This is a genomic window from Streptomyces sp. NBC_01723 (assembly GCF_036246005.1).
In the GTDB taxonomy this organism is placed as follows: domain Bacteria; phylum Actinomycetota; class Actinomycetes; order Streptomycetales; family Streptomycetaceae; genus Streptomyces.
The window spans coordinates 6,476,484-6,497,511 of record NZ_CP109171.1; the positions used below are offsets into that span (position 1 = coordinate 6,476,484).

The window sequence follows — 21,028 nt, forward strand, 5'->3', positions numbered from 1 at the left end:
TCACGGGGCCTGGTGCGGCCCGGTCACGGTCCCCGGTCGGAGGGCGATGGTGCGGTCGGTGCCCGGCGGGTCAGACGGTGCCGATGAGTTCGTCCAGCGCGCGCACGCGTCGTGCGACGGGGCCCGGCGGGAGCGCCGAGTCCGGTGCGTCGGTGAGCCAGACGGCGGGCAGGCCCGCGGTGGCGGCGGCGGCCAGACCGGCGTAGGAGTCCTCGACGGCGAGGAGTCCGAAGGGCGGTCCGGCGGGGGCGCAGGCGCGCAGTGCGCCGAGGTAGGTGTCGGGGGCGGGCTTGGTCCGCACCCCGGGGCCCGCGCAGTGCACGGAGTGGAAGGCGGACCGGATGCCGAGCCGTTGGAGGTGGCCCTCCACCCAGTCCCGGCCGTTGCCGGAGGCGATCGCCAGGCGGTGCCCGCGCTCCCGGCAGTGGGCGAGGAAGGGGCGTACGCCGGGCCGGGCGTCGAGCAGGTCGGCCCGGGCGCGGTTGCGGCGCTCGAACTCGGACCACAGGGCCCGTGTGCGCCGCCGGCCCAGCGTGCCGGCCAGGTCCCGGCGCAGGGCGTCCCGGTCGAGCGTGCCGTCGGTCCGGACGCTCAGCGCGCCCCGTGCCTCCGGCGGAGCGTCGCCCAGCAGGTCACGCCAGACGTCGATGCCGGTGCGTTCCGTGTCGAGCAGTACCCCGTCGAAATCCAGGACGATCAGCCGGCGTAAGTCCCGCGCCCTCACGATGAATCAATCCCCCGTCCCCCGTGCATGGCGAAGCCGACGGCCTCGACGAACGCGCCGCCCTGCCTCGCCCTTTGGTCTGGACCATTGAACTCTAGGCGGCAACGCCGCCTACTTCAACAGCCTTTCGGGAGCACGGCTCGAGTACGGGTCGGTCCCTGCTCGATCGGGCCCCGCACGGCGCGCGCCCCGCGTCCCCCGTCAGTCCCTCCCCGTCAGCACGTCGGCCGCCGCCACCCCCGACGCCGCGCTCGCGCCGTGCGTGAAGATCTGGGCATGTGCCGCCGTGACCGCGCCCGGCAGGCCCATCTCCACCACGATCGCGTCGGGGCGGGCCGTGGTCAGGCCGGTCACCGCGCGGCTCATCCACGGGTGGCGGGCCGCGTCGCGGGCCACGACGACCAGGGGGCGTCCCGCGGCCGGTTCGAGAGCGCAGCTCGTCAACTCCAGGGTTCCCTCGCGCAGTTCCTCGTCGTGCACCCGCACCGAGGTCGTGCCGGGCAGTCGCTCGCGCAGCGGGTCGGCGACGCCCCACGGGGTCTCCTTGCCGATCGCCATGTTCGTCACCGGTGCCAGTTCGACCACGTGCGGCGCGGCGGTCAGCGGCAGCGCCTCGCGCGCGCCCCCGGTGAGCCGGACGGCGCGGCGGGCGGCGAGGTGTCCGATCCCGGCGCCGGCCGTCTCCCCGGCGCCCCCGGCCGACGCCCGCAGCGCGGCCGACCAGCCGGCGAACTCCCGTACCCGGCCCGCCGCCTCGGCCAGCCGTTCCTCCGGCAGCTCACCGGCGGCGACCGCGGCGGCCAGCGCCTTGACCAGCAGCTCGGTCGTGGCCTCCTCGGCGCTCTCGCCGCCGACGCAGATCGCGTCCACCCCGGCGGCGACGGCCTTCACCGTGGCGCCGTCGATGCCGTACCGGCGGGTGACGGCGCCCATCTCGATGGCGTCGCTGACCACCAGCCCGTCGAAGCCCAGTTCGTCGCGGAGCAGGTCCCGCAGGATGCGCCGGCTGAGCGTGGCCGGCAGGTCGGGGTCGTAGGCGGGCACGAGCAGATGGCCGCTCATCACCGCGCGCACCCCGGCCGAGAGGGCCGCCCGGAACGGGGGCAGGGCCTGGGCCGCGATCTCGTCCCGCCCGGCACCGTAGGCCGGCAGGTCGTGGTGCGAGTCGACGGCGACGTCCCCGTGGCCGGGGAAGTGCTTGGCGCAGGCGGCGACGCCGGACGACTGGAGGCCCCGGATCCACGCGGCGGTGTGCCGGGAGGCCACGTCGGGGTCCGAGCCGAAGGAGCGTACGCCGATGATGGGGTTGTCGGGGTTGGAGTTGACGTCCGCGCTCGGCGCGTAGTCGAGGCTCACTCCGGCGGTGCGCAGCTGCCGGCCCAGGTCGGCGGCGACGGCCTCGGTCAGCTCCGGGTCGTCGACCGTGCCGAGCGCGAAGTTGCCCGGCCGGGACGATCCGGTGGCCGACTCGATCCGGGTGACGTCACCGGCCTCCTCGTCGATGGCGACAATCAGCTCCGGGTTCTCCGACCGCAGTTGCGTGGTCAGCCGGGCGACCTGCTCGGTGGAGACGATGTTGCGGGAGAAGAGCACCACGGAGGCCAGGCCGTCGCCGATGTCGCGCAGGACCCAGTCGGGCGCCTCGGTGCCGACGAAGCCGGGCTGGAGGACGGAGAGCGCGAGCCGACGCAGCTCGCCGTTGTGCTTGCTGGAGGCCATCGGGCGCGCCTTTCGGTGACGTTTCTTGGTATAGACCAAGGGGGTGCGCGTTCAGGTTAACCAGACCTGTCAAGAGGGGTGTCGCCGAACCGGGAAGTAACAACTTTCCTCGTCGGGCGGGGTGTTGACACCCTCCCTTGGTCTAGTCCATTGTGAGGCGCAAGTTCGGCGAGGGACACATGGGACACCAGTTACCGCGCCGGACACCTGCCGCGGCCGGGCTGCGAAGACCGCCCGCGACGCCTTCCGTACGACCACTTCCGTGACGACCACCCCGGACGAGACGACCATTCCGGACGAGAGCGCGGACCGGGCGAGCCCCTGAACCGGGAGAGCCCCGTCCGTCCGAGCCGCCCTCGTCGCCCCGCTCCGCCCCCGGACGCGAGCGGGCCCCGCTGCCCCCACCGACCTGATGTGTGACGGCCCGACCTCCGTCGCACACACCGCCGTTGCCGCACGGTGCGACGGCGAGGATCTGGAGCACCACATGGCGACGCCCGATTCCTACCTCCACCGAGCCCCGTCGGCCATCCCGTACTTCAGCGCGGACGCCGACACCTACCTGGCCCGCACCCAGCTGCGCGACCTGGACAAGACCCGTCCACTGCGGGTGCTGTCCGAGGAGGACTTCGCGCACTGGCAGACGTACGGCTACGTCGTGGTCAAGGAGGCGATACCCGCCTCCTCCGCGCGCCGACTGCTCGACTTCGCCTGGGAGTTCCAGGGCCTCGACCCGGACCGCCCCGACACCTGGTACCAGGACCGCGAGTACCGCTCCGACCTCGACCGGGAACTGCACATCTACGGCTTCGTCGAGGCGTACCAGCACCAGCTCATCTGGGACAGCCGGCAGACCCGGCGCGTGTACGACGCCTTCGTCGACGTGTGGGACGTCGAGGAGCTGTGGGTCACCCTGGACCGGCTCAACCTCAACCCGCCCAACGTCGGCAACCGCGACCGCGCCCTCATCGACAAGCCCGACCGCGGCTTCGACATCGACCTGCACTGGGACGTCGACACCACGCTCGGCGTACTGCCCCAGCGCGTCCAGGGCATCATCGCCCTCAACGACACCAAGCCCGACCACGGCGGCTTCCAGTGCTGTCCCGAGCTGTTCCGCCGCTTCGACCGCTGGAAGGCGCTCCAGCCCGACGGCCGTGACCCGATCCGGCCCGCGATCGACCGCGAGGACATGCCCGTCGTACGGCCCGACCTGGAGGCCGGCGACCTGCTCATCTGGAACGGCCTGCTGGCCCACGGAGTGGCGCCCAACGTCTCCGGCGAGGGCGTGCGCGCCGTCCAGTACCTGTCGATGATGCCCGCGCTGGAGAGCCACCGGCGGCTGCGCGACTCCCGCGTCGACTCCTGGCGCACCCTGGCCACCCCCGACTGGAACGTCACGCTCCTCGGCGACGCCCACCGCCACGAGTCCGAGCGCTACGGGCCCGCCGAACTGAACGAACTGGGCGCCAGGCTGCTGGGCCTGACGTCCTGGCACGCGGACGCCGGCACCGGCACGGACGAGGCGACCGACGAGGCCACCGGGGACGCCGCATGCGCAGCATCTGCCTGACCCTGCCCACCAACCGGCACTGCCCGGACACCATCACGGCACTCGGCGAGGAAGCGGCCTACGCGACCGCTCACTTCGACATCGATGTCCACCTGCTGGTCCTCGACTCCTGCCCGCCCGAGGACCACGCCGCCCACGCAGAGGCGCTGCGGCGGCTGCCCGCGCACCCCCGGATCACGGCGCACCACCTCGACGAGGCCGCCCAGCGCGACTTCCTGGAGCGGGTCACGGCACGCTCCGGCAGCGCCAAGCCCGAGCTGCTCCTCGACCTGATGCTGCCCGACGGCCTGTCCTACGGCGCCTGCACCAACCGCGCCTTCCTGATCGCGGCGGCACTCGGCTGCGAGTCCGTGCACCGCAGGGACTCCGACAGCCGCTACCAGAGGGTGGACGGCCGCACCGTCTTCCCCGTCCACCACGAACTCCTCTCCCTCGGCAGGCCCGCCGCCGACGCCTTGCCCGGCGTCACCGAGTCCGACCTCGCCGACGGCCTGCTGGAACGGCGGATCGCCATGGTGGGCAGCTCCTTCGTGGGCGAACTCTCCGTGGACATCGCGCGGATACGCGACGCCGACCCCGGCGTCTACCACGACGTGGTCTCCCTGTGGGCGCCCGAGGACTGGACCCCCGAGCAGAAACGGGAGCTGGTCGAGGAGTCCTTCGCCGGCGCCGGCACCGAACCCTTCACGACGGACCACTCGCTGCTCACGGTGGTCGACCCGATGCGGGTCGACATGTGCAACATCGCCTTCCACGGGGAGACGGTCAGCGAGCGCGTACCGCTGCCGCCCGCCCGCGACACCATCGGCAGCGACTACTTCCTCATCCACCTGGTGCACGACGCCCGGCTGCCCGGCGTGCTGCACAACCGCAACATCGTCAACTACTACACCGGCGAACGACGGACCGGCCCCGGCTTCCTCGCCTACCAGACCCGCTTCGCCAAGTTCCTGCTGTCGATGCTCTACTTCCACTTCGTCTACGACCGCATGGCCGAGGCGGGCGACACCCTCCTGGACGAGCACGGCCGGGCCCGCCCCGCCGCGGTCGCCGCCCTGGCCCGCGAGAGCACCGGTCTGGACACCGCGGAGAACGTTCGCAGACTCGACGCCCTCGACAGCGCCTACCGGCGCCTCGGCGGCGCGTACGCCGACTTCGCCGACCTGCTGGCCGGCCGGCGCGAGCGGCTCCTCGACGAGGCGCGCGGCGACATGGCCGACTTCGCCCTGCTGACCGAGGCGTGGCAGGGGCTGGTCGCCGCCGCCAAGGCCACGCCCCCGGTCCGGCCGCCGGTGGCGCCGCGGTGAGCGCGGTGACGGGCCCGGTGCCGGGCGCGGTCCTCGGCGAGCCCCTGGCCGCCGCCCTCGCCGCCGCCTCCGAGGACCGCATCGTCTACGACCTGGCCGGCATCGAGCAGCGGTACGACACCCTGCGCCGGGAACTGCCCGGCGTCGAGGTGCGGTTCGCGATGAAGGCCTGCCCGGTCGACGAGGTCCTCACCGCCCTGGCCCGACGCGGCGCCGGCGCCGACGCGGCCAGTCCCGGCGAGATCGAACAGGCGCTGCGCGCCGGGGTGCCGGCCGGGCGCGTGCACTACGGCAACACCGTCAAGTCCGACCGGAACATCGCCGAGGCGTACCGGCTCGGCATCCGCACCTTCGCCACCGACAGCGTCCAGGACGTCGCCGCCGTCGCCCGCCACGCCCCCGGCGCCCGCGTCTTCTGCCGGGTGGCGACCGGCGGGGCGGGCGCCGTGTGGGGACTCAGCAACAAGTTCGGCTGCTCGCCCGGCGACGCCGTCCACGTCATGGAGCGGGCCCGGGACGCCGGTCTGGTCCCGGCCGGCCTGTCCGTGCACGTCGGCTCCCAGCAGATGACCGGCGAGGCGTGGCACGCCGCCATCGAGGACCTCGGCGAGGTGCTGCGCGCGCTGGACCGGGGCGGTATCCGCGTCGACCACGTCAACCTCGGCGGCGGGCTGCCCGCGCTCGGCTACCGCGACCGGCGCGGCACCCCTCTCGACCCACCGCTGGACAAGATCTTCGCGGTGATCCGGGAGGGCACGGACGAACTCCGCCGGATCCACGGCGGACCGCTGGACTTCGTCATCGAACCCGGCCGGCACCTCGTCGCCGACCACGGCGCGATCCGCGCCCACGTCGCCCGCCTCACCGAACGCCGGGACGCCGACGGCGAACGGCGGCACTGGCTCTACCTGAGCTGCGGCAAGTTCAACGGACTGTACGAGATGGACGCCCTCCAGTACCGGCTGGTGTTCCCGACCCACCCCGACGGGCCCACCGTCCGGGCCGTCGTCGCCGGACCCACCTGCGACAGCGACGACGCCTACTCCCACGAGGACGCACTGGTGCCGGTACCCCGGGCACTCGCCTCGGGCGATCCGGTCTGGGTGCTGTCCTCGGGCGCCTACGCGACCAGCTACACGACCCTGGGCTTCAACGGCTTCGCCCCGCTCCCGTACGCCTGGGCGGACCGCCCCGAGGGGACCGGCGCCGATGACTGACACCGTGCGCGTCCGGCCCCTCGCCGACCGGGACTGGGACGCCGTCGTTGCGCTGGAGCGGGACGCCTACACCGGCCTCGGGCTGTCGGAGGGCCGGGCGGCGCTGGAGTCCCGCGCGGCGGCCTCGCCGGACACCTGCTTCGTCGTGGACGTCGGCGCCCGCACCGCCGGATACGTGCTGGCCCTCCCTTACCCGCCGCACCGCTACCCGGACCTGACGCGGGCGGAGGAGGCCGCGACGGCCTTCCCGACCGGCAACCTCCACCTGCACGACATCGTCGTGGCGCCCGGCCTGCGCCGCAGAGGGCTGGCGCGGCACCTGCTGCACCACCTCACCGGCACCGCCCGGACGCGCGGGGACGAGCGGATCTCGCTGGTCGCCGTGGGCGGCACCGAGCGGTTCTGGTCGACGCGCGGCTTCGTGGCCGAGCCGGGGGTGGTGCCCGACGGCGCCTACGGCGGCGAGGCCGTCTACATGTCCAAGCCGGTCCCGGCCCACCCGTCCCTGTCCCCGCCCCCGAGCCCGCCCCCGTTCCTGCGCGAAGTGAGCTGATGCGCGTGTCCCGTGTCCACGACCCCTTCCTGCGCGGCCAGTTGGCGATCGCCGCGCTGTTCCTTTCCCTCGGCTTCCAGTACGCCACCTGGGCCGCGCGGATCCCGGCGATCAAGTCCGACCTGGACCTGAGCGCCGCCGAGGTGGGGGTGCTCCTGATGGCCGCGGGGGTCGGCGCGGCGGTGTCGTTCCCGGTGGTGGCGTGGCTGATGCGGCGCATGGGCTCGCGGCGGCTCGGCCTGCTCTCCCAGCTCGGCCTCGCCCTCCTGCTGCTCGGCCTGGCGGCGGCCCCCAACTACCCGGTGGCCCTGCTGGTGATGTGCGCCGACGGCGTCCTCGTCGGCTGCCTGAACGTGGCCATGAACGCGCAGGGAGCCGCCCTGGAGGCACGGCACGAACGCAACACCATGGCGAAGCTGCACGCGACGTTCTCCGCCGGCTCGCTGCTCGCCGCGCTGCTCGCCTCGGGCATGACCGCCGCCACCGACGCGGTCGCCGCGCACTTCGGCGTGGCCGTCGTCCTCCTCGTCGCCCTGGGCGCGTCCGCGCGGACGGGGCTCCTCGACGACGAGGCACCGGCGGACGAGGCGGGCGAGGCGGCCCGTGCGGACGCGGCCGCCACCGCCGACGGGAAACCGGCCGGCCGCCGCTGGACCGTCCCCTCCAGCCTGACCCTGTGGATGTGCTGCGCCATGGTCTTCGGCACGGTCGCCGAGGGCGCCATGAACGACTGGTCCGCCCTCTACCTCAAGGACGTCGCCGAGGCGTCGGCGGAACTCGCGCCCCTGGGCATCGCCGTGGTGTCCGGGATGATGGTCGTCGCCCGCCTCTTCGCCGACGGCTGGCGGGCCCGCTGGGGCGACGGCCGGGTCGTCCTCCTCGGCAGCGTGGTCGCCGCCGCCGGCCTCGCCCTCGCGCTGGTCAGCGGCGGCGTCGCACCGGCCCTCGCGGGCTTCGCCTGCATGGGCCTGGGCATCGCCGCCGTGACCCCCTGCGTCTACGCCGCCGCGGCCCGTCAGGGCTCGGACGCGCTCACCCTGGTCGCCGCCATGGGGACCACCGGACTGCTGGCCGGGCCGCCGCTCATCGGCTTCATCGCCGGTGCGAGCAGCCTGGCCTGGGGCATGGGCGCCGTCGCCGCGTCCGCGGGCGCCGTCGCCCTGTGCAGCACCCGCATCCGCTGGACCCCGGCACCGGCCGTGCCGGACGAGGCCGCCACCCCCGCCTGACCCCGCCCGTGAACACCCCGGGCCGCGCGTACGTATGTCCTCACAACCGCCCGCGACCCGGGGAAGGCGGACGCGGGGACGACGTGAGGATCAGGCGATGAACGAACGGGTCACACCGGCGCCGGCGATGCACGCACTGCCCGACGGGGAGGCCGAGGTCGCCCTCGTGCTGCGCCTGCCCTGGGAGGACGTGGCCCGGCTCGGCCAGGAGGCCGGGCGGCTGGCCGCGCAGATGCAGCGCCCGGTGACGCTGGACGAGGCGGTGAGCCACCGGCTGCGCTCCGCGCGGGCGGCGGCGACGCACGCCAGGCCGGCCGGCGAACAGCCGCCCGCGGTGGCCGCGTCGGCGGTCGGCACGGCACCCGCCTCGGTGTCGTCGCTGCCCGCGCGGCCCCCGGCCGAGCAGGCACGGCAGGCCATCGACCGGATCAACGGGACCGCGTAGCAGGCGCCACCGCACTCAGCCGCGCTGCTCCTCCACCGCCCGCGAGGCCCTGCGGGCGGCCACCAGCACGGGGTCCCACACGGGGGAGAAGGGCGGCGCGTACCCCAGGTCGAGGGCCGTCATCCGGTCCACCGTCATCCCGGCCGTGAGGGCCACCGCGGCGATGTCGACCCGCTTGCCGGCGCCCTCGCGGCCGACGATCTGGACGCCGAGCAGCCGGCCGGTGCGCCGCTCGGCGAGCATCTTCACCGTCATGGGGGAGGAGTCCGGGTAGTAGCCCGCGCGGCTGGTCGACTCGATCGTGGCCGTCACGAACCGCAGCCCCGCCCGCAGGGCGTCCTTCTCGCGCAGCCCGGTGCGCGCGATCTCCAGGTCGCACACCTTGCTGACCGCCGTGCCGACCACGCCGGGGAAGGTGGCGTAACCGCCGCCCACGTTGGTGCCGATGACCTGACCGTGCTTGTTGGCGTGCGTGCCCAGCGGGATGTGCCGCGACTGCCCGGAGACCAGGTCGAGCACCTCCACGCAGTCGCCGCCCGCCCAGATGTTCTCGTGCCCCCGCACCCGCATGCCGAGGTCGGTCAGCAGCCCGCCGTGCGCGCCGAGCGGCAGCCCGGCGGCCTCGGCCAGCGCGGTCTCGGGGCGTACGCCGATGCCGAGCACGACCACGTCCGCCGGGTACTCGGCGTCCTCGGTGGCCACCGCCCGGACCCGGCCGTCGTCTCCGGTGAGGACCTCGGTGACCTCGGCGCCGTTCACCATGGTGATGCCGAGGCCCTCCATGGCCTCGTGCACCATGCGGCCCATGTCCGGGTCCAGCGTCGACATCGGCTCCCGGCCGCGGTTGACGACCGTCACCTCGTAGCCGCGGTTGATGAGCGCCTCGGCCATCTCCACGCCGATGTACCCGGCGCCGACGACCACCGCGCGGCGGCCGTGCGTGCGGGTGAGCGTGTCGAGCAGCGCCTGACCGTCGTCGAGGGTCTGCACCCCGTGCACGCCGGGCGCGTCGACGCCCGGCAGCTCCGGCCGGATCGGCCGCGCCCCGGTACCGATCACGAGCTTGTCGTACGGCGTCCAGGACTCCGCCCCCGAATCGACGTCACGCGCGCGTACCCGCCCGCCGGCCACGTCGATCTCCGTGACCTCCGTGCGCATCCGCAGGTCGATGTCCCGGGCCCGGTGCTCCTCGGGCGTGCGGGCGATCAGCTGGTCCCGGCCGGCCACGTCGCCGCCGACCCAGTACGGGATGCCGCACGCCGAGTACGAGCTGAAGTGGCCGCGCTCGAACGCCACGATCTCCAGTTCGTCCGGGCCCTTCAGCCGACGGGCCTGCGACGCCGCGGACATCCCCGCGGCGTCACCGCCGATCACGACCAGTCGTTCTCTCGTACCGCCCGCGGCGCTCATGCTCATGCGAACACGCTACGCGGACCCGGCATTTCAGTCCCGCGCGCCGGGCTCCTCCGCGCGCGCCGCCGGTGACGGCGACTCGGCAGGTGCCGGCGTAGCCGCCGTGCGGCGCGGCAGCCTGGGCCGCACCACCCGCAGCCACACCAGCGCCAGCAGCGCCGCCACGAGGGCGAACGGCAGCACCGCGCCGAGGGCCACGGCCAGCCAGCGCAGCATCGTCACGAAGGCGTCCCATCCGCCGGCCAGCGCGTCCGTGAACCCGGGGTCGTCGTCCTCGGCGGCCTCGTCGGCCGGCGTCTCGGACAGGGAGAGGGTGATGGTGGCCAGGCTGGTGCGGTCCTTCAGGGACGCCTGCTGGGCCAGCAGCGCCTCCAGTTCGGTCTGCCGGGCACTCAGCTCGCCCTCCAGCGTCACCACGTCGCTCAGCTTCGTCGCCCGGTCCATCAGCTCCCGCACCCGGGCCACGCTGGCCTGTTGCGACTTGACCCGGCTCTTCACGTCGACGACCTGGTCGGTGACGTCCTCCGCCTTCGCGCCCCGGTGCAGCAGCTTCCCGGCGCCCTCCAGGCCGTCGAGGACGTCCTGGTAGGCGTCGACGGGCACGCGCAGCTCCAGCCGGGTGCGTTCCCGGCCGTCCTCGTCCCGGCTGGTGTCCTCGTCGCCCACGTAGCCGCCCGCGTTCTCGACGGTGGTGCGGGCCTCGTCCAGGGCCTTCGGCACGTCCTCGACCTGGACGGTCAGCGAGGCGGTGCGGATGACGTGGGTCGCGGCGGCCTTCGGCGGCACGGTCGCCTTGGCACCGGAGGCGTCGCCGCCCGCCGCGCCCGGCCGGTCGTCGGCCGCCGGGGGAGCGGCCTCCTTGGCCGCGCCGGCCGCGCTGTCCGCGCCGGAGTCACCGCCCCCGGAGCTGCATCCGGTCAGCGCGAGAGCCCCGGCCAGCAGGACGGCGGCCAGCGCCGGCAGCGGTCGTGGGAAGGATGATGTGCGCACAGGGGCCCCCGGGATCGTCGGTACGACTTGTCGTTCCTACGACGCGGGGAGCGGCCCGGAGGCCGGCGCGAAACGGTCCCGAACAGGTCACGGTCCGGACTCGCGGGGCCCGGACACGTGACCGGCCTGGCGGCGGCCCCGCCGGTGGGTCTGAGACGCTGGGGACATGTGCGCAAGCGAGACCCCCGCGGGCCGGGTTCCGGGGGACCCGGGACATGTCGTCGTCGTCGGAGCCGGCATCGCCGGACTGGCCGCCGCCCACCGCCTGCTGGAGCGGGGCGCCCGGGTGACCGTGCTGGAGGCCGCCGACCGGGTCGGCGGCAAGCTGCTGCCCGGTGAGATCGCCGGCGTCCGCGTCGACCTCGGCGCCGAGTCGATGCTGGCCCGCCGCCCCGAGGCCGTCGGCCTGGCCCGCGCGGCCGGTCTCGCCGACCGCCTCCAGCCGCCGGCCACCGCGTCGGCCTCCCTGTGGACCCGCGGTGCGCTGCGCCCCATGCCCAAGGGCCACGTCATGGGCGTCCCCGGCACCGCCGCCGCCCTCGCCGGCGTCCTCTCCGAGGAGGGCCTGGCCCGCATCGAGCGCGACGCCGACCTGCCGCGCACCGAGGTGGGCGACGACGTCGCGGTGGGGGAGTACGTCGCCGCGCGCCTCGGCCGCGAGGTCGTCGACCGCCTCGTCGAGCCGCTGCTCGGCGGGGTCTACGCGGGCGACGCCTACCGCATCTCGCTGCGCTCCGCCGTGCCCCAGCTCTTCGAGGCGGCCCGCGACCACACCTCCCTCACCGAGGCGGTGCGCGCCCTCCAGGGACGGACGGCCACCTCCCCGGCCCGCGGCCCGGTGTTCATGGGCATCGAGGGCGGCATCGGCACCCTGCCCCTCGCCGTCGCCGAGTCGGTCCGCGCGCGCGGCGGCGAGATCGTCACCGGGGCACCCGTGACGGAGCTGCGCCGCACGGCTCCGAACGGCTGGCGGATCGTCGCCGGCGAGCGGGTGCTGCACGCCGGCGCGGTCGTCGTCGCCCTCCCCGCCCGCCCCGCCGCCGAGCTGCTGCGCGCCGAGGCGCCCGCGGCCGCCGCCGAGCTGTCCGCGGTGGAGTACGCCTCGATGGCCCTGATCACCCTCGCCTACCGCCGCTCCGACGCCGCCGCCCTGCCCGAGGGCAGCGGCTTCCTGGTGCCGCCGGTCGACGGGCACACCATCAAGGCGTCCACCTTCGCCTCACGCAAGTGGGGCTGGATCGCCGACGGCGACCCGGACCTGGTCGTCCTGCGCACCTCCGTCGGGCGGTACGGCGAGACGGAGATCCTCGGCCGCGACGACGCGGGCCTGGTCGCCGCCTCCCGGCACGACCTCGGGGAGGCCACCGGGCTGACCGCCGAGCCCGTCGCCGCCCGGGTCACCCGCTGGCAGGACGGCCTGCCCCAGTACCCCGTGGGCCACCACGCGCGCGTGGCCCGCGTCCGCGGGCACGTCGCGAGGCTCCCCGGCCTCGCGGTGTGCGGGGCGGCCTACGACGGCGTCGGCATCCCGGCGAGCATCGCGAGCGCGTACGCGGCCGTGGACCAGATCCACGGGGACCCGCGCGGCGTGGACGAGCTGACCGCCCACCCGGTGCAGAGTCTGCACGGCGGAGCGGGAGAATAGGGGCATGAGTGACGACGCCTCCACCGCTGCCGCCGGCCGGATCCCCAACAAGGGCAAGCTGGCCAAGGACCTCAACGAGGTCATCCGCTACACCCTCTGGTCCGTCTTCAAGCTCAAGGACACGCTCCCCGAGGACCGCGCCGGGTACGCCGACGAGGTCCAGGAGCTGTTCGACCAGCTCGCCGCCAAGGACGTGACGGTCCGCGGCACGTACGACCTGTCCGGTCTGCGCGCCGACGCCGACCTCATGATCTGGTGGCACGCGGAGACCGCCGACCAGCTCCAGGAGGCGTACAACCTCTTCCGCCGCACGAAGCTGGGCCGCGCGCTGGAGCCGGTCTGGTCGAACATGGCGCTGCACCGCCCCGCCGAGTTCAACCGTGCGCACATCCCGGCCTTCCTGGCCGACGAGACGCCCCGCGACTACATCAGCGTCTACCCGTTCGTGCGCTCCTACGACTGGTACCTGCTGCCCGACGAGGACCGCCGCCGCATGCTCGCCGACCACGGCAAGATGGCCCGCGGCTACCCGGACGTGCGCGCCAACACGGTCGCCTCCTTCTCGCTCGGCGACTACGAGTGGATCCTCGCCTTCGAGGCCGACGAACTGCACCGCATCGTCGACCTCATGCGCCACCTGCGCGCCTCCGAGGCCCGCATGCACGTCCGCGAGGAGGTCCCCTTCTACACCGGGCGCCGCAAGGACGTCGCGGAGCTGGTGGCCGGGCTGGCCTGATCAGGGCGCCGGGCTCGGTTCCGGTTCCGGTTCCGGGCGCGGGGCGCACGAGGTGTTCCGCGCCGGGAGCCGGCCCTCCAGCAGGTACGCCTCCAGGTGGCCGTTGACGCAGGCGTTCGGTCCCCCGGCGATGCCGTGCGTGCCCGCGTCCCGCTCGGTCACCAGGACCGAGCCCGACAGCCGCCGCCGCAGTTCCAGCGCGCCCTCGTAGGGGGTGGCCGCGTCCCGCTCGGCGGCCAGGATCAGCGTCGGCGGCAGCTCACCGGGCACGGTGCGCACGTCGAGGGGCCGCTGCCGGGGCACCCGCCAGTAGGCGCACGGCAGGTTGGTCCACACGTTGTCCCAGGTCTCGAAGGGCGCCCGGCGCGCCAGCCGTGTGTTGTCCCGGTCCCAGACCTCGAAGTCGGTCGGCCAGGGCGCGTCGTTGCACTCGACGGCCGTGTACACGGCGTTGGAGTTCTCCGCCCCCTTCGCGCCCTTCGCGGTCCGCGTCCCCGCCTGGTCGATCAGCGGCTGCGGATCGCCCTTCAGGTACGCCGACAGCGCCTCGGCGCGGTGCGGCCAGTAGTCGTCGTAGTACCCGGCCCGCAGGAACGCCCCCTGCAACTGGGCGGGCCCCACCGTCCCGCCGGCCGGCTCCGCCGCGAGCCGCTCGCTCGCCTCCTCGTAGCTGTTCTGCACCTGCCTCGGTGTGTCCCCGAGGCCGTACACGGCGTCGTGCCCGGCAATCCACTCCTTGAAGTCGCCCCAGCGGTCCTCGAACGCCTCCGACTGCTCCAGGTTGTTGCGGTACCAGACCAGCGCGGGGTCCGGATTCACCACCGAGTCGAACACCATCCGCCGCACCCGGGCCGGGAACAGCTCGGCGTACAGCGCCCCGAGGTAGGTGCCGTACGACGCGCCCATGAAGGACAGCCGGTCCTCGCCCAGCGCGGCCCGCACCACCTCCAGGTCACGGGCGTTGTTGAGCGAGTGGTAGTGCCGCAGCGACTCCCCGGCGCGTTCGGCGCAGCCCCGTGCGTACGCCTCGGCCTCGGCGGCGCGCTCCTTCTTGTACGCGTCCGAGGGCTGTGCCGGGGCCGGGCGCGGGCCCTTGAAGAAGTCGCCGGGGTCCTGGCAGGACAGCGGCGCGGAGGGCGCGACCCCGCGCGGCGCGTATCCGACCAGGTCGTAGGCGCCCGCGATCCGCTTCCACTCGGGCACCAGGCCGACCAGCGGGAAGTGCAGGCCCGAGCCGCCGGGACCCCCCGGGTTGTAGAGGAGGGCGCCCTGCCCGGGCACCTTGCGCTTGGGGTTCCGCGGGTCCTTGTGGGTGGCCCGCACCCGGCTGACGGTGAGCCGGAGCTGCTTCCCGTCGGGGTGCGCGTAGTCCAGGGGCACCCCGACCGTGCCGCAGCGCATGCTGCCCGGCAGGTCCTCCGCCTTCGGGCAGTTGCCGAACGCGATACCGGCCGCCGCCGCCCGCTCGGCGGCCACGGCGGTGCCGCGCGCCTCGGCCAGGCCGTGGGCGGGCGGGGCCGCCTGGGCCGGAGCGGTGGTGGCGAGGGTGGTCAGCAGCAAGGACCCGGCGGCCGAGTAGAGGGCGGCAGCTCGCATCGCGTATCCCTTCGGTGGCACGGGGGTGTCACAAGGGATGTTTGGTTCGCCCGCCGGGCAGGGCAAGCACCGCCCGCGGGTGTCGGCGCCGAGTGCCTCCGTACGCCCCCGGCGCGTCGGCGTGTCGGCGGCGGCCGGTCAGAACCGGCGCCCGCGGTACCCCTCGGTGTACGCCTCGCGGTGGGCGAAGGCCGCGCGCAGGTCCGGCTCGCCGATCGCGTGCACGCCGCGCACGGCGACGGAGGTGAGGTAGGTGCGCTCGTCGGCGGTGCCGTCGGCGTGCTGGACGAGGGTGCCGATCAGCCGCTGCCCGGCGGGGGAGGCCCAGCGGGAGTACGGGTGGATCTCCATCCGCGTGATGGCGAGGCACCCCAGGGTCAGGGCGAGCGGCAGGGCGAACCACAGCGCGATCAGCGTGCGCGGCTCGTGCGCGGGCAGGGGCAGCGCCAGCGCGGCGACGGCCAGCGCGCACACGGCCACCGCCGCGACCCGTACCCGCCGCACCCCGGCCGCGACGCCGTCGGAGCCGCCGTCCGGTACGGCGAGACCGGCGCCGACCAGCCGGTCGGCCAGGCCCCGTACCGGGTCGGCCGTGGCGGCGGTGGCCCGGACCGGGGCTATCCGGGACTGCCCCTCGGGCCCTATCGCCCCGATGACCGACCGCTCCATGTCGTCGCGTCCGCACGGGTCCACGACCGTCGCCCAGCCGGTGTGCGCGAGCAGCAGCCGGCGCTGGCGGGCCATCGAGACCAGCGTCAGGTCGGCCACCCGCCGCGGTCCGCCGGACAGGAACGCCGCCTCGTACAGCGTCAGCGCGTGCTCCCGCGCGGGGGTGCGCGGGGCGACGGCCGCCGCGCGCACGGCGGCCAGACACAGCCGCAGACACGCGAGGCCGGCGACGGCCCAGGCCGACAGGAGGAAAAGGACCCAGAACATGCCGTACTTCTATGCCAAAGGCTTTCGCCGGCGCCATGGCCTGTTCACATTTCGGGACGCAGTGTTGTGAGTATGTGACGTTCCGTTTGGTGATGTCCCGGACCGGCCGTGACCGGGTCAGCGACGCAGCAGGACCCGCCTGGTCGCACGCGCCCACCGCACCCCCGGCCGCCTCGACCGCGGCACCGGCCCCGAGCGCTCCAGCCACCACTCCCGCAACTCCCGCCGCACACCGGCGTCCTCCGCCGCGGGCCCCGCGTCCGCGCTCAGCAGCCGCTCGGCGAAGTCGAGGGCGTCCCGCCGGTAGCCCGCGCCCATCGGGCACCCCCGCGCGTAGGCGAGGAACGCCGGCCGGTACGCCGGGCCGAGGATCACCGGCAGTTCGGGCGCCACCTTCGCGACCACGTCCGCCCGCTTCCCGGCGAGCGCCCGCGCCTGCACGCCCAGTCGCACCCGGTCGAACCCCTCGGGCGCCGGCGCCCCCGCGACCAGCGCGGACAGCAGCGCGGCCTGCGCCAGGCCGAGCCGCTGCCGTACGGCGTGGTCCGCCGCGTTCGCCTCGGGCGGGGCCGCTCGTGCCACGGACGCCTCCCGACCGGCGGGCTCCCCGCTCTCCGCCCGCCCCCGCGCGACGGCGTCGCGGATCGCCGCGACCTCCGCCGCCAGCTCGCCCGCGCCGGGAAAGTTCTCGTCCCGCTCCAGCAGGACGCCCGGCGGTGCCACCCGCGAGGCGAGGTCGGTGAGGATGTCGAGCACGGGCCGCGGGACGGGGTGGGCGTGGCTGTCGTGCCAGACGCCGTCCCGTTCGAAGCCGCCCGCGACATGGACGTAGGCGATGGCCTCCAGGGGCAGTTCGCCGAGCGCCTCGGCCGGGTCCGCCCCGATGTTCACGTGGTTGGTGTGCAGGTTCGCCACGTCGATCAGCAGCCGCGCCCCGGTCCGGTCGGCCAGCTCGTACAGGAACTGCCCCTCCGTCAGCTCCTCGTCCGGCCAGGCGACGAGCGCGGCGATGTTCTCCACGGCGAGCGGCACGGGCAGCGCGTCCTGTGCGATGCGCACGTTCTCGCACAGCACGTCGAGCGCGTCGCGGGTGCGCGGTACGGGCAGCAGGTGCCCGGCCTCCAGGTGCGGGGAGGCGGTCAGCGCGCCGCCCGCGCGGACGAACGCGATGTGCTCGGTGACCAGCGGCGATCCGAGCGCCTCCGCGCGGCCGGCCAGCGCCGCCAGCCGCCCCGCGTCCGGCCGTTCGGCGCCGCCCAGACCGAGCGAGACACCGTGCGGCACGACGGTCACCCCGCGCTCGCGCAGCCGCAGCAGCGATTCCGGCAGATGCCCGGGACAGAGGTTCTCGGACACGGCCTCGACCCAGTCGATGCCGGGCATCCGCTCCACGGCGTCCGCGATCTCCGGACGCCACCCGATGCCGGTTCCCAGTCGTCGCATGGTCGTACCTCCTCCCCGTCGGTATGACGGGGGTATGGCCCACCCGTCCCGCCGCCAACCGCGCGGGGGCGTCTTCAGAGCAAGATTTGAGGGTGTGGAATGTGAGCTCTGGGCGCGCGTTGGTCGGCCCGCGTCGGCCGGGGCCCGGAGACGTTCACGTTTCGTGTGGACGGCGACGGACAGTGGCTGCTGCACCCGCGTGTGCCTCGGCTGCTCCTGTCTGCGGGATGACCGCGCCGAGACACATCGAGGCGTCCGGAGGACCGACGTTACTGAGGTGAGGATGGGTCGGCCGTTGTGGTGGCCGCGCCCACGCGGGCCTCGAAGCACTCCCGTTCGCCGTCGGCCGACGCGGGCCGGAAGCAGGCCCGTACGGTGCTACCGGGGTGCACCTCGGTCATCTCGGTGTAGACGAAGGTCGCCGCGTCGTCCTTGTTCCTGATGCGCACGCCGTGGGTCGGGCCGCCCGCCGTGACGTCCACCCGGTCGCCGATCTCGGTCGCCCAGGTCCGGGCCCAGCTCGCACCGCACTTCTCACTGTGGCGCAGTTCGACGTGGGCGCCGGTGGCCGTGCGGTACGAGGCGAGGGTGTCGGGGCCGACCCCGCAGATCAGGCGCATCGGGTCCTGGCCCTCGCAGGCCGCTCCCCGGCACAGGGGAGCGAAGGAGAACGGCACGGAGGCCGGCAGCGACTCGGCCTCCCGCGCCTCCGAGTCCGGCAACAGGAGGAACAGCAGGGCCGCGACACCGCCCACGACCACGGTGTAGGCCGCCGCCAGCACCACCAGGAGCCTGCTTCGGCGAAGTCGCCGCCGCCGGGTCCCGTCGGGCGGTGGCAGCTCCTGGGGACGCGGCCGCGTCGACTCGTCCGGGGAAGCGGCGGGTGCGGTGGCCACCGCGCGTCCGCTCCAGTGCGACTCGGCGATCTCACGGAGCACGAGCAGCCGCCCGTCTGGTTCGTCCGCGAGCCTGCACAGTTCCCGTACGGCCTGTCGGGGAGGCAGGCTCTTGCCGTTGAGGTAGCGCTCCCAGGAGGACTTGCTGTACGGCGTGCGCTCCGCCAGCGCCGCCAGGCTCAGGCCCGCGCGGGCCCGCAGTTCCCGCAACGCCGCTACCAGCCGGGTGTGTTCCGTGCTCACTCGGGCGCCGCCTTGCGTAGTGCCTGCCAGGTCGGCGGGTCGACGACTCCGTTCACGATCAGTCCGTTCCGCTTCTGCATGCGTTCGACCGCTCGCCGCGTCTTCGGGCCGAAGATGCCGTCGATGTCTCCCGGCGCGGTACCCGCGCGGCGCAGCAGGCACTGGGCCTCGGCCACTTCGAGCCCCACCTGGGTGTTGGACAGGAGGATGTCCGTGGTGCTGCTCAGGCCCGCGTACCAGCGGGCGCCACGCCGCTCCAGCCGACAGGTGTAGATGACCGGCACCAAGGACTCCGACACGGTGGCCGGGGCCGTCACCTCGGCGTCGGCGCGGTCGTGCGCGAGCTGGGCGCGGGCCTCGGTGAGCCGAACGGCCAGCAGGAGGGCCACGGAGACGGACAGCACCGTGACCACGGCTCCCGCCGCGGCCGCCACGCGCAGAAGGCGTCCGTAGGGCTGCCGTTCGGTGGGGGTGTGGTCCGGTGTCGCGGAGGAGTCCTCGGGGGTTGCCGTGCCGGCCGTCCGCCCCTCCGCCCAGCGTTGGGCGGCGATCTCGTGCATCACCAGCAGCCGGGCCGGATCGTCACGGCCGATGCGGGCTATCGCCTCGACGGCTTCCAGGGGCGGCAGGGACCTGCCGTTCAGATAGCGCTGCCACGACCTCGCGCTGTATCCGGTCTTCACGGCCAGTTGCCGCGTGCTCAGTTCGCTGTGGTCCTTCAGCCTGCGCAGGCGCACGATCAGCTGGTGAACGTGCGGATGCAGTTCTGCGGGCAGTGCCTTCCAGCGCGACACGCTTCCCCCCACTCGCGTTCCGGACCGCAGGACCGGCCCCCCGTGTCCCGGTCTCATTCTGCACCAGCCGTCCGGGGAACCGCCCTGCCGCCGACCCCGCCCCGGGCGCGCACCCGGCCGTGCCCCTGCCGTCGAAGTCCCGTCACAGGGACACGGCGGTCGGCATCTGCGCAGGTCATGGAGCGGGACGTCTCGGGACGGGGCCACCTCCGCGTCACCTGTGGACGAGCATCCCGCCGAACCCGCAGTCTCGTCGCGGAGCCGGCCGCCGCGGTCGGCTTCTTCAAGCGCACGTCATATCGAGGAGCACAGCATGCGAGCACTCACCAAGACACTGGTCGGAGTCACCGCCGCGGTCGGTATCGCCGCCGGCAGCCTCGCCACCGCGGGCACGGCCATGGCGGACACCTCACCCGCCCCGAGGTCGGCGGTCGCGGCCTCGCCCGCGGCGGTGGCCGCGTACAACAACCTCGGCCTCACCAAGAACCAGGCCACCGGCGTCCAGTGCTTCCTGAACACCTCGCCCACCGTCAACCTTGACGAGGACGGGTACCTCGGCCCGAAGAGCTGGGAGGCGATGCAGGAGTTCCTCAACAGGAGTTGGGGCCGGAACCTCGTGACAGACGGCATCGTCGGCCCGGCCACGATCAAGGGGCTCCAGTACTTCCTCAAGCACGGCAACTGGGGGTACACCGGCAAGATCGACGGTATCGCCGGCGAGGGAACGCGTGCGGCGTTCGCCAGGTTCGGTCAGGCGACCGCGAAGCAGTTCTGCTAGGTAGTTCGCATCATGAGTGTGGTGCGATGCCGCGGAGCCGGAGCATCGCACCACACAGGTGCAGTCCGGCCTCGTAGCTTTCCGGGGCCTTGTCGTACCGGGTGGCGATACCGCGCCAGTTCCGCAGCCGGTCGATGCACCGTTCCACGGTGTCGCGCTCTGAGGGGTGTGGAAGGTGAGATCTCGTCCGTTTCGTGGTTGATCTCGGACGCTCAGCGCAGGTCGAGCCGCATCAGGACGCGCGGGTGTCCGGCCGGCACGGAGGTGGTGTCGGCGGCGTGGACGAACCCGGCACGCTCGAAGTTCCGCCGGAGCCCGGCGTACGCCATCGTCAGGTCGACCCGGGCGTCCCCGTTGTCCAGCGGGTACGCCTCGATCGCGGGAGCACCCTGCGAGCGGGCGAATTCCACGGCCCCGGCGATCAGGGCGTGCGAGATCCCCCGCTTCCGGTGACCGGGCCGCACGCGGACACACCACAACGACCAGACCGGCAGGTCGTCCACGTGCGGGATCTTGCGGTTGCGGGCGAAGGAGGTGTCCGCGCGCGGCGCCACGGCGGCCCAGCCGACCGGCTCGTCCCCGTCGTGGGCGAGCACCCCGGGAGGCGGGGCCGTCCGGCACAGCTCGGCGACGTACGCGCCGCGGGCCGGGCCGCGCAGCTCCTTGTTGACCTTGGAGGGGACGCGGTAGCTCAGGCACCAGCAGACGTTGGCTCCGGGCGACTTGGGGCCGAGCACCGCGCGCACGTCCTCGAAGACCGAGGCCGGGCGTACGTCGATGCTCATGCCATC

General features: G+C 74.1%; 19 protein-coding genes and 1 pseudogene. 9 read left to right on the plus strand and 11 right to left on the minus strand.

All coding sequences use genetic code 11. From position 1 onward, the window contains the following. Nucleotides 1-70: 70 nt before the first annotated feature. Nucleotides 71-724 (minus strand): HAD family hydrolase, encoded by a 654-nt coding sequence (locus tag OIE75_RS30435; protein WP_307015663.1) that lies wholly within the window; start codon nt 722-724, stop codon nt 71-73. A gap of 201 nt (nt 725-925) precedes the next feature. Further along, nucleotides 926-2,443: a glycoside hydrolase family 3 protein gene (locus OIE75_RS30440; protein WP_307015664.1), complete on the minus strand. Its 1,518-nt coding sequence runs from the start codon at nt 2,441-2,443 to the stop codon at nt 926-928. Nucleotides 2,444-2,930: 487 nt separating this feature from the next. On the opposite strand from OIE75_RS30440, the gene OIE75_RS30445 reads away from it, so the two are divergent. The 6 genes from OIE75_RS30445 (at nt 2,931) to OIE75_RS30470 (ending at nt 8,767) form a co-directional block, all read left to right on the plus strand. Then, the gene (locus tag OIE75_RS30445; RefSeq protein ID WP_329472850.1) at nt 2,931-4,016 is read left to right on the plus strand and encodes a phytanoyl-CoA dioxygenase family protein; all 1,086 of its coding nucleotides are present in this window, start codon (nt 2,931-2,933) and stop codon (nt 4,014-4,016) included. After that, a complete protein-coding gene (locus tag OIE75_RS30450) occupies nt 3,998-5,323 on the plus strand; it encodes a DUF6271 family protein (RefSeq protein WP_307015667.1) in 1,326 nt (441 codons plus the stop codon). The genes OIE75_RS30445 and OIE75_RS30450 overlap by 19 nt, the downstream gene beginning before the upstream one ends. Nucleotides 5,324-5,328: 5 nt before the next feature. After that, nucleotides 5,329-6,540, plus strand: a complete 1,212-nt coding sequence (locus OIE75_RS30455) for a type III PLP-dependent enzyme (protein WP_443078456.1) — start codon at nt 5,329-5,331, stop codon at nt 6,538-6,540. Beyond that, nucleotides 6,533-7,093 carry a GNAT family N-acetyltransferase gene (locus OIE75_RS30460; RefSeq protein WP_329472852.1) on the plus strand — a complete coding sequence of 187 codons (561 nt, stop codon included), beginning with the start codon at nt 6,533-6,535 and terminating at the stop codon, nt 7,091-7,093. Before OIE75_RS30455 ends, OIE75_RS30460 begins: the two co-directional genes overlap by 8 nt. Beyond that, complete coding sequence (locus OIE75_RS30465) at nt 7,093-8,322, plus strand: MFS transporter (RefSeq protein ID WP_329472853.1); 1,230 nt, start codon at nt 7,093-7,095, stop codon at nt 8,320-8,322. Before OIE75_RS30460 ends, OIE75_RS30465 begins: the two co-directional genes overlap by 1 nt. 97 nt (nt 8,323-8,419) lie before the next feature. Further along, on the plus strand, nt 8,420-8,767 hold the full coding sequence (locus OIE75_RS30470) for a hypothetical protein (RefSeq protein ID WP_307015672.1): 348 nt from the start codon (nt 8,420-8,422) through the stop codon (nt 8,765-8,767). Between the two features lie 15 nt (nt 8,768-8,782). Here the strand turns inward: OIE75_RS30470 and OIE75_RS30475 are convergent, their stop codons facing one another. Both OIE75_RS30475 and OIE75_RS30480 read right to left on the minus strand, forming a co-directional pair. Beyond that, nucleotides 8,783-10,183 (minus strand): FAD-dependent oxidoreductase, encoded by a 1,401-nt coding sequence (locus OIE75_RS30475; RefSeq protein ID WP_307015673.1) that lies wholly within the window; start codon nt 10,181-10,183, stop codon nt 8,783-8,785. A 27-nt stretch (nt 10,184-10,210) separates the two neighbouring features. Then, entirely contained in the window at nt 10,211-11,170 is a 960-nt protein-coding gene (locus tag OIE75_RS30480; protein ID WP_329472854.1) for a DUF4349 domain-containing protein, read from the minus strand. A gap of 166 nt (nt 11,171-11,336) precedes the next feature. Between OIE75_RS30480 and hemG the strand changes: the two genes are divergently transcribed. Further along, a complete protein-coding gene (hemG, locus tag OIE75_RS30485; protein WP_329472855.1) occupies nt 11,337-12,815 on the plus strand; it encodes a protoporphyrinogen oxidase in 1,479 nt (492 codons plus the stop codon). 4 nt (nt 12,816-12,819) lie between these two features. Next, nucleotides 12,820-13,551: a hydrogen peroxide-dependent heme synthase gene (hemQ, locus tag OIE75_RS30490; RefSeq protein WP_122618324.1), complete on the plus strand. Its 732-nt coding sequence runs from the start codon at nt 12,820-12,822 to the stop codon at nt 13,549-13,551. Here hemQ and OIE75_RS30495 read toward each other — a convergent pair whose 3' ends face one another. The 5 genes from OIE75_RS30495 to OIE75_RS30515 all read right to left on the minus strand — a co-directional run bounded on the left by OIE75_RS30495 (nt 13,552) and on the right by OIE75_RS30515 (nt 19,459). After that, nucleotides 13,552-15,147 (minus strand): alpha/beta hydrolase, encoded by a 1,596-nt coding sequence (locus tag OIE75_RS30495; protein WP_329472856.1) that lies wholly within the window; start codon nt 15,145-15,147, stop codon nt 13,552-13,554. It lies immediately after the preceding gene. Between the two features lie 138 nt (nt 15,148-15,285). Then, nucleotides 15,286-16,083, minus strand: coding sequence for a TIGR04222 domain-containing membrane protein (locus OIE75_RS30500; protein ID WP_307015677.1), 798 nt, complete (start codon nt 16,081-16,083; stop codon nt 15,286-15,288). A gap of 117 nt (nt 16,084-16,200) precedes the next feature. Continuing rightward, entirely contained in the window at nt 16,201-17,526 is a 1,326-nt protein-coding gene (locus OIE75_RS30505) for a DUF692 domain-containing protein (protein ID WP_329472857.1), read from the minus strand. A gap of 269 nt (nt 17,527-17,795) precedes the next feature. Then, nucleotides 17,796-18,665: a helix-turn-helix domain-containing protein gene (locus OIE75_RS30510; RefSeq protein WP_329472858.1), complete on the minus strand. Its 870-nt coding sequence runs from the start codon at nt 18,663-18,665 to the stop codon at nt 17,796-17,798. Next, on the minus strand, nt 18,662-19,459 hold the full coding sequence (locus OIE75_RS30515; RefSeq protein ID WP_329472859.1) for a peptidoglycan-binding protein: 798 nt from the start codon (nt 19,457-19,459) through the stop codon (nt 18,662-18,664). Before OIE75_RS30515 ends, OIE75_RS30510 begins: the two co-directional genes overlap by 4 nt. Before the next feature lie 313 nt (nt 19,460-19,772). Between OIE75_RS30515 and OIE75_RS30520 the strand changes: the two genes are divergently transcribed. After that, nucleotides 19,773-20,237 carry a peptidoglycan-binding protein gene (locus tag OIE75_RS30520; RefSeq protein ID WP_329472860.1) on the plus strand — a complete coding sequence of 155 codons (465 nt, stop codon included), beginning with the start codon at nt 19,773-19,775 and terminating at the stop codon, nt 20,235-20,237. 10 nt (nt 20,238-20,247) lie between these two features. Here the strand turns inward: OIE75_RS30520 and OIE75_RS30525 are convergent. Both OIE75_RS30525 and OIE75_RS30530 read right to left on the minus strand, forming a co-directional pair. Next, nucleotides 20,248-20,397, minus strand: a pseudogene (locus OIE75_RS30525) (IS5/IS1182 family transposase); the annotation flags it as partial. Between the two features lie 52 nt (nt 20,398-20,449). Further along, nucleotides 20,450-21,022 carry a GNAT family N-acetyltransferase gene (locus OIE75_RS30530; RefSeq protein WP_329472861.1) on the minus strand — a complete coding sequence of 191 codons (573 nt, stop codon included), beginning with the start codon at nt 21,020-21,022 and terminating at the stop codon, nt 20,450-20,452. Nucleotides 21,023-21,028 lie beyond the last annotated feature (6 nt).